An 8,220-nucleotide genomic window follows, 5' to 3' on the forward strand; every position below is an offset into this window, starting at 1 on the left:
CTTGTGCCGTTTCCTAGCCATTCTGGTCCTCCATTTCCTTAAACATAACGGCGGACCATTTCAGTGGGGGAAGACCACCAAGATTGACGAACTCCATCAATAAGCTCGCCTAAAACGAGTAATTAGTAGGCAAAAACCATCTTGCAGCTAACGCAAGACGCAGATTTATCACCAGGAAACTGGCGCAACAGCCACAGGTTCCTGAAATTTCATATTAATTATAGACTAAAGTGTATATTCTTTGGCACTACTAATAAAAAAACGAGCAGTCCATGAACCAAGCGATAGCGCCTGTCCGCGTTGCGTCTTCGCGCACCGCGTCAGCGGCTTCGGTCTTTCCGGAGCTGGAGCAAGTGACAGTGTCAAAATACCGTCGCGCCGCGACGTCAAAAAGTGTGCTCGGTTTCTTGGATGGCGTCAGAAATGCTGCCCAAGAGCGCAAAAATCACGTCCGCACCACGGTAATGTCCTTCCGCAACATGCACGAGTACGGGGACCTTCTGGTCAGATACCTTGAGACAAGAAAGTCGGTATTCATCGATCGGCTGCATTGGAATGTGCCTCAGGCCGACGGAATGGAATTCGATCAGTACGACACGCCGTTTTGCCGCTGGGTCGTGCTGCATGAGTTCGGAAAAATCCTAGGTGCTGTCAGGTTGCTGCCAACAACAGCCTCTTGCGGTGTGTATACCTACATGCTGCGTGACGCACAAAAGGGGCTGCTGGCCGATCTTCCGACGGACGTCTTGTTTTTCGAGGCCCCGCAAAATCCTCGCATATGGGAAGCTTCGCGTTTCTTCATCACCGATGCGGTTTCTTCGGCGGTCAGATCGCAAGTTCAAAAGAAGTTGTTCGAGGCGATGGCCATCACAGCGCGAAACAACGGCGCGAGTTCCATTATCGGCATTGTGCCATCAGTCTGGTCCCGGTGGGCCCGGCGTTTGAATGTCGGCGCAACTCCAATCGGATCTCAGTTCAGTATCGAAGGTACATCCAGCCAAGCGGTGCTTTTCCAGACGCGTAGTGTCAAAGCCACCTGAACGCCTGAAACCGTGGCAAGTTTGTTGTGTCGGCCGACTACAGGTTTAGCGCTCCGGCGCTTTCCCGAGCGAAGTTGGAACGGTGGTGTTCCTAGCCCTCGGCGCTGAGTTTCATTGCGGCACTCTGGACCTTCCTAGGGGACCGTTCGGGAGTTTGTCTTCGATACAACCTGGGTGAGCGCTCATTCAGCGCTGTCTTGCCAGGAGCCCCAGCTTTTCCAGTGAATTTTTTCTCGAGCGGGAATCACATGTCGAATCCCTGCAGTTGCAAAATACCTGAATTGTGAACAAACGCCGGCGTTAATTGCTGATTGAGCATCAAATGGAAACCACGGGCATAATATCGCCACTATCTTGCCTTGGCATCGAGGTTTCGACGGGTGTTCCGTCACGTTTTTGACCCAGTTTATGGATATTTTTACATCAAATCGAACGAACGGCACCCACCAAACGAACGGCATACATACGAACGGCATGTAAGATGAAGCAGGTTACCCAAAGTACAGACCGATTCACGCAGAAGCTCGCTCAGCGCGCCCAAAAGCGTGCCAATCTGAGGGTGCTTGCCGTCGATGACGAGCCCGGCATTTTGGAACTGCTAAGGACTGCCTTCGTCGCCCTCGATAATTACGACATCTCGGTCGCAAGCTCAGCGCCCGCCGCCATCAAAACCCTCGAAAATGCGGATAAACCGTTCGACTGCCTGCTGATTGATATTCAAATGCCGGGAATGAACGGAATAGAGCTTCTGCGGGAAGTCCGCACGATGCCCGACTACACCGAAACACCCGTCATCATGTTGACGGCGATGAGCGATCGTAAATATGTCGACGAAGCCTTTCTGGAAGGCGCAACTGACTATGTCGGCAAGCCGTTCGAATTGATGGACCTCCGCGGACGGATGCACGCGGCCTATCGCTTGGTTCAGGAAAGGCAGCGGACGCAGCAAAGCCTGCAATCTGCCAAGCTCTTGCAAGACGAACTTGATTACGCCCAGCAGTTCAGTTTCGATGACCCGCTTTCTATTGAAGGGGTGGAACGGGTCCTGCGCTACATGGAGTTTGACAACTACATCGGGCAACTGTCCCGGGGCCGATTGTTCAATTCACAGGCTATTGCCGTGAAACTGCAGGATGCGGAATATTGCTACGACCTGAGCAGCTGCAGTGAATTCCGTCAGGTCGTGCACGATATCGCCTATGGCATCGACAAGGCGGCGCGCGACATCGACTGCGTGTTTTCGTATCGGGGGAGCGGAATCTTTTTGGTCGCCATGCATAAGCGAAGCGGGACGGACACATTCCCGAGCGAAAAGCGGCTGAATGAGATCGTCGGGACGCTGCTTGGTCAGCGACGGGCTTCCCGTTGGGGGCATGTGCTTGTCGGCGAACCGGTCTCGATGCGCTCTCTGTCCCGCTCCGGGGCCATGAACGCATTGAGCAAAGCCGAAGACAACGTGAACGCGCTGGAGGTTTCCTTGCAACAAGATCTGGACTCAGAGGCTTCGAAAGTCGGGGAATACGAGCATCCAGAGGACAAGGGCATCCGCCGCAAGGTAGTCTATGAGCGGGTTCTGATGGAATTGTTCGGCGAAGAAAGCTACCTGGCGGGCAAATAACGCACTAAAAACTGCATTCTTAACGCGTGTGTGCCGCCGGTGACACGGATCGTACTGCGTCCTTGATCAAACCGGATAGCAGTCCAGAAGGATCGGACCTTCGGGCCTCATCGTGAATGTCAGAATCGGGCGGGGGATAGGCGCATCGGCCATCTTGAAACCGACGGCACGCAAAACCGACGCCATCAACACCATGATCTCGGTTTCAGCATACTGCGCTCCGATGCAAATCCTTGGACCGTCTCCAAAGGGGATGAACTGACCCCTGGGTAACGGGTCTCCCAAGAAACGGCTGGGTTTGTACATGCCCGGTTTCTCCCACAACTGTGTATTCCTGTGCAGCGAATACACAGGGAAAAACAACGCGTCGCCTTTCCTGAATTCGATCCCTTTGATTGTAAGGTCGCTCGCAGCATCCCGGGCGAAAAACGCCGCAGAGGGATAGAGCCGCAGGGTTTCCCGCACGTGTGCTCGCAAGACAGGCATGCTCTGCACATCCTCGAAGGACACCGGGCCTTCGGGGCGGATCGACACGATCTCCTTGCGGATCAGAGCTTGCATATTTGGAGCAAGCGCAAGCAGGTAAAAGCCCCAAGCCAACGCGTTGGCCGAAGTCTCATGCCCCGCCACAACAAACGTGAGAAGATTGTCCACCGTCGTTTCGATATCCTCGAAATCTTCTTCGAGAGCCGCGATCATGAGGTCGAGGAAATCCTGAGGAACGTCTCTGTTTTCTTCCCGTCGGCTTTCGATCACCTGCCTTGCCAGTGCTCTCATTTCGGAGACGGGGGCGGCGCTCCGAAACCACTTTTTCCTGGGTAGCCATTTTGGCAGTCCCATGACATCAAACAGGGAAATCTTCGAAATATACTCGAAATATCTAATCAGGCCCGCGCGTATCTGTTCCGCGCTGACCTCCTGGTTGCCGGAAAACATGACACGCGAAATATTGGTCAATGTCGATGCCGGCGCCATTTGTGCCACATCCACCCGCCCCGGATGAGCCCGCAGAGAAGCGGCAATCTCCATTCCCGTTTCGGCGAAATGTTCCGCCAGCAAGGGCAGATTGCGAGCAGCGAACAGCGGCGAGTATCGACGACGCTGTTGCCGCCACTTTTCCCCTTCGGAAAGGATAAGGCCGTTGCCGACCGCCGATCCAATGATATCCTTCGTAAACTTTGCCTTTGGATTATTTCGCCCCGCGCCGACAAGCAGTTCGGTTATGATCTCGGGGTCACAGATGTAGTGAATGTTGAGGGGGCCGCGCAAATAGGTCTGAGTGGTAGTTTCGGCCGGGATGACCTCAAGCATGTTGCGGCCTGCAAGTTGGGCAAATTTCAGTAATCCAACGGGCTCTTCCGCCAATCTAGCGGCAATCGGTATGACTTTGGCCAAATCGGCATCGTTCATGTCTGCTTGTTCTCCGATGAGCCGCTTTTCTGCCCTGGTGGTTTCACTGAAACTCTACATCCTGAACGACACACATTGAGGCGCGTGAGTTCTTTGACAAGATCACTGTTGGCCAGAGGATAAAAGATATTCTGACGTGTTCCCGCTCAACGACTGCAGGCCTCTGCCAAACACTAGGCTGGCCATACCTAATCCGGCCATTCTCATTTTTTTCAAGTCTACACATAAACCTTACCATACCGACCTTCTGTGACAACGCTGCTTTCAAAAGCACCGATGATCAGTCTTGATGGTTTCCGCACGCCCTCAGTCCTGGCCGATCCTGACCGTATACACCGGCCCCAGTTAGAGACTGTTTGCCGTCCCTGGATCTCAGTCAACGCCTTCCAAGGCATGCGTCCCTCAACTTCCAAGGTTTGACCACGATTTCAACAAGATTTTCGGCCATTACGAACTTCGGAACAACGAATGAGGCTGAAGATGCCAATGCGCGATAGCCATCCAGAGTGTAGCGGAACGGAGCCGGACGATCTTAAGACGCACTCCGCGCCTCGGATCCGTCTCCTTGTGGTAGATGACGAGCCCAGCATTCTGGAGTTGCTTAAAACCGCGCTAGAAGCAATCGGACGCTACGAAGTTCATCTGGCGCAGGGATCCGTCGAGGCGTTGTGGATGTTGGACACCATACCCACGCCTTTCGACGCTATTTTGCTTGATATCCAGATGCCGCAAATGACCGGAATCGAGCTTTGCTCGGTGATCCGAGAGCGTCCTGGCTATGACCACATTCCGATCCTTATGCTTACTGCAATGAGCGAACGGGAATATCTGGGCGATGCCTTCAAGGCGGGCGCAAGCGACTATGTTGCCAAGCCTTTCGACTTTCTGGACCTACGGATGCGCATCAGCAGGTCGCGCCAACTGGAACGGCATCGAAATCGGCTTGATGCAGAACTGCGGGCGTTGAGCGGAGTACCGGGCCGAAATCGGCAAGACGTTCCACATAGTTTGGAGCATAGAATTCGACTGAATGGTGTGGAAAGGGTTATCGAGCCCAACGCCTTCGAAACCTACGTGACGCTGGCGTCGCGACGTAAAGGCCGGCCTCTACTGGCAAAAGCCATCAAGATCCAAGATGCAAAGCGGCTTTTTGACAGCATGTCTGATGTCGAATTCCTCTCTGTGCTTGAGGAGGTCTCAAAGGCTCTGTCGGAAACGACGAAAGAGGGCAAGGACCTGATTTCGTACCGCGGAAACGGAATTTTCCTGTGCGTATCTTCGAAGCGCGAAAGCATGGACTACGCTTCGTTGCACAATTCTCTGCGCAGAAACCGTTTCCTGAACGACATCGCATCGACAGCAGGCGTTGCAGTAAATGTCGTCATAGGCGCCGAGGTCACCTTGGATCGGGCTCCGGAGGGTCAGGCTCTTTTTGTACTCAATGCCGCGATTGAGGAAGTCGAGCGCTCTGATCCTCAGACGGATAGCTGGTCGACTTACGCACAATGGAAACGCTGGAAGCAATCGCGCCACAAGGAGACCGCGCATATTGAACGCAGGGCATACGAGACTTTGCTGCAGGATTTCCTTCTTGAACAAAAAAGATCAACGCATTGACCACTTTCGCCGAGAGTTTTTCCATCACCCAATTGTCGGCTGAATGTAGTCTCATTGCTTCCCCAAATCTCTGCAATGTTGTGCGGACACAAGATAAAAAACAGGTAGGGACATGACTCTGTCCGAGGCAACACAGCCGATCATGAATGCTTTTCCGGCCAGCGACCGGCTACTGCAGAATCTGAAAGATTACACTGCCATGAGCACAGAACTGCTCTGGCAGCGTCAGTTGATTTTTCTGTCGGCTTCGGTGCTGACCGGTTTCTATTTTTCCCCTATTGCCGCAGCACTCTTCTACGGCACCATTATGCTCTGCGAGGTTCAGGATCTTATCCTCGCACGGCGTGCGAAACGGCTGTCGAGCGAGGATGGAAAAGCCATCTTTGTTACCCTGGTTTGGATTCTGCTGAACACTCTACTCAGCGCTAGCGCGATTTGCGTCTACGCGGTATCCGTTGCCTTAATGCAAGACGCGGGTGGGCATTTCACGCCCTTGTTCTTCCTGTTTGCAGCCGCTCTCTTTGCAGCGATGAATAACCACCAGATCGTTCTGGCCTTGGCGCTGCGACTAATCCTTTATGGTATTTCGTTTATTTTCATAACGATCTGGGACCTTTGGCACGAACGGCCCGGCTTAGAATCGGAACTGTGGCTGCACTTTTTCACCGTCGTATTCGTTATGTATTTTCTAATCGACAGCTCTGCCGCGTACCTCCGCCTCTATCGCCGCAATCTGGCCCAGTTGGAGACGTTACGGGAGGAACATGAGCGAACCAAGATCGCCTACATCGCCAAGTCGCAATTCATTTCAACCGTTAGCCATGAATTGCGAACGCCGCTGACGTCGGTCAAGGGGTCGCTCGATCTGATCAACTCCGGCGCACTGGGGGCCGTTCCTGAAAAGATGCATGGGCTGATGGAAATTGCTGGTAAGAACGCCCAACGCCTGGCAACCCTCATCAATGATGTACTGGATCTGCAGAAAATCGAAGCGGGCGAAATGGAATACCGTATCTCGGTGGTGAACGCGCAGGCCTTGGTTTTCGAGGCAGTTGAAAGCACTATTGGATATGCGGACCTTCACGAAGTGCATCTCGAATGCGCCAACGAAAACGCCGAACCGTTCTTTGTCGAAGCAGACGAGTCCCGTCTGATGCAGGTCATGGCCAACCTGATTTCGAACGCTGCGAAGTTCTCATTCAACGGGGGGACGGTGACCGTAGGCTGTAAACGCATGGGCGGCAAGGTTCGTATTTACGTCAAGGACGAGGGCATAGGTATCCCCGAGGGCGTGAAGGACAGGGTGTTTGAACGTTTCACCCAGCTCGATTCGTCTGACCAAAGGCACGCGGGCGGCACCGGTCTGGGCCTGAATATCACGAAAGAAATCGTCGAGCATTTCGGCGGCACCATCGACTACGAAAGCGAGGTCGGCGAAGGAACGACTTTCTTCGTCGATCTGCCAGAAAAATTCGTCGATCCGATACCCTAGGTGAAGCAAGCTGGATGCAAGCCGACGCATCGGTTTGATCTAATGTCCATTTGGTCAACGCAATCGACGTTGATACAAATCGCATCGAAAGCCCACTTTCCGCACGAACTGGATGTGCGACCTGGGGCGGCCCCCGCCGGTCAACGGGCAAGGAGACCGCCTAGGGCTGAGAGCGGGAATTAGACACCAAAGGCACAAACGACCGCAATTATCCGTTCTCGACACTCGAATTTCTCTCAGTGTACGATCCGCGAACATTGATCCAAGCCAATTGGATGCATTTACGTTGTGACTACATATACGCACTTCACGCTGATTTCTCTCTCAGAATTTGGATGGATTGAAAATCCTCGTGTCGGTGGTTCGTTTCCGCCCCCGGGCACCATTTTATCATCCAGTTGCGTCCAGAATTGACCGATAGTAGCCTGTATTCGCAGGGTTTATTCTATCGGATCGTCCGATGTTGTCCTGCCACGTACGCTACAATCTACCCCCAAATGGGGTACCGACCTGGGGTACGTGTCATACGGTAACTGGAGGGTACCCCCATGCCGGTCTTGAGCGACGCACGGATTCGGGCTTTGAAGCCGAAGGAGAAGCCCTACAAGCAGTCCGACTTCGACGGGCTCTATCTGCTGGTCAAACCGAACGGGTCGAAACTCTGGCGCTTCAAGTATCGCTGGCACCAAAAGGAAAAGCTGCTGGCGCTGGGTAAATATCCCGAGGTGACACTGGCCGACGCGCGACGCAAACGGGACGACGCCCGTAGCCTGATCGCGAATGGCGAAGATCCCTCCAGCGTTCGCAAGGACCAGAAAGCCAGGGAAGCGGCGGAGCAGGATGCAACCTTCTCCAAGCTGGCGGCAGAGCTGCTGGAGAAGAAGCGCCGGGAAGGTCGGGCAGAAGCCACCTTGGCAAAGACAGAATGGTTCCATCGGCTTCTTAGCGCCGACATCGGGCAGATGCTGACCTGCCACTGAACTTTCAACCAGTCGGAACCGGAGCCCTTTGGATTGATACGCCGATTGGCGCAGGTGGAGCAA

Annotated in this window: 6 protein-coding genes; 5 read left to right on the forward strand and 1 reads right to left on the reverse strand. The window is 53.8% G+C overall.

The window, feature by feature from the left end:
• Positions 1-272 precede the first annotated feature (272 nt).
• Positions 273-1,040 carry an acyl-homoserine-lactone synthase gene (locus IT775_RS20855; protein ID WP_246525800.1) on the forward strand — a complete coding sequence of 256 codons (768 nt, stop codon included), beginning with the start codon at positions 273-275 and terminating at the stop codon, positions 1,038-1,040.
• Positions 1,041-1,521: 481 nt separating this feature from the next.
• The gene (locus tag IT775_RS20860; RefSeq protein WP_212703183.1) at positions 1,522-2,658 is read left to right on the forward strand and encodes a response regulator; all 1,137 of its coding nucleotides are present in this window, start codon (positions 1,522-1,524) and stop codon (positions 2,656-2,658) included.
• Between the two features lie 66 nt (positions 2,659-2,724).
• On the opposite strand, the gene IT775_RS20865 is transcribed toward IT775_RS20860, so the two are convergent.
• The gene (locus IT775_RS20865) at positions 2,725-4,068 is read right to left on the reverse strand and encodes a cytochrome P450 (RefSeq protein ID WP_212703184.1); all 1,344 of its coding nucleotides are present in this window, start codon (positions 4,066-4,068) and stop codon (positions 2,725-2,727) included.
• Between the two features lie 468 nt (positions 4,069-4,536).
• Between IT775_RS20865 and IT775_RS20870 the strand changes: the two genes are divergently transcribed.
• The 3 genes from IT775_RS20870 (at position 4,537) to IT775_RS20880 (ending at position 8,157) form a co-directional block, all read left to right on the forward strand.
• Complete coding sequence (locus IT775_RS20870) at positions 4,537-5,685, forward strand: response regulator (protein ID WP_212703185.1); 1,149 nt, start codon at positions 4,537-4,539, stop codon at positions 5,683-5,685.
• Between the two features lie 112 nt (positions 5,686-5,797).
• A complete protein-coding gene (locus IT775_RS20875; protein WP_212703186.1) occupies positions 5,798-7,177 on the forward strand; it encodes a sensor histidine kinase in 1,380 nt (459 codons plus the stop codon).
• Positions 7,178-7,725: 548 nt separating this feature from the next.
• Entirely contained in the window at positions 7,726-8,157 is a 432-nt protein-coding gene (locus tag IT775_RS20880) for an Arm DNA-binding domain-containing protein (protein ID WP_212703187.1), read from the forward strand.
• Positions 8,158-8,220: the final 63 nt, after the last annotated feature.

This window comes from Thalassovita aquimarina (assembly GCF_018219815.1).
In the GTDB taxonomy this organism is placed as follows: domain Bacteria; phylum Pseudomonadota; class Alphaproteobacteria; order Rhodobacterales; family Rhodobacteraceae; genus Thalassobius; species Thalassobius aquimarinus.

Coding starts and splice junctions, on each gene's coding strand:
- IT775_RS20865 (WP_212703184.1), bottom strand. CDS start 4,068: ATGAACGATGCCGATTTGGCCAAAGTCATACCGATTGCCGCTAGATTG.
- IT775_RS20860 (WP_212703183.1), top strand. CDS start 1,522: ATGAAGCAGGTTACCCAAAGTACAGACCGATTCACGCAGAAGCTCGCT.
- IT775_RS20875 (WP_212703186.1), top strand. CDS start 5,798: ATGACTCTGTCCGAGGCAACACAGCCGATCATGAATGCTTTTCCGGCC.
- IT775_RS20870 (WP_212703185.1), top strand. CDS start 4,537: ATGAGGCTGAAGATGCCAATGCGCGATAGCCATCCAGAGTGTAGCGGA.
- IT775_RS20855 (WP_246525800.1), top strand. CDS start 273: ATGAACCAAGCGATAGCGCCTGTCCGCGTTGCGTCTTCGCGCACCGCG.
- IT775_RS20880 (WP_212703187.1), top strand. CDS start 7,726: ATGCCGGTCTTGAGCGACGCACGGATTCGGGCTTTGAAGCCGAAGGAG.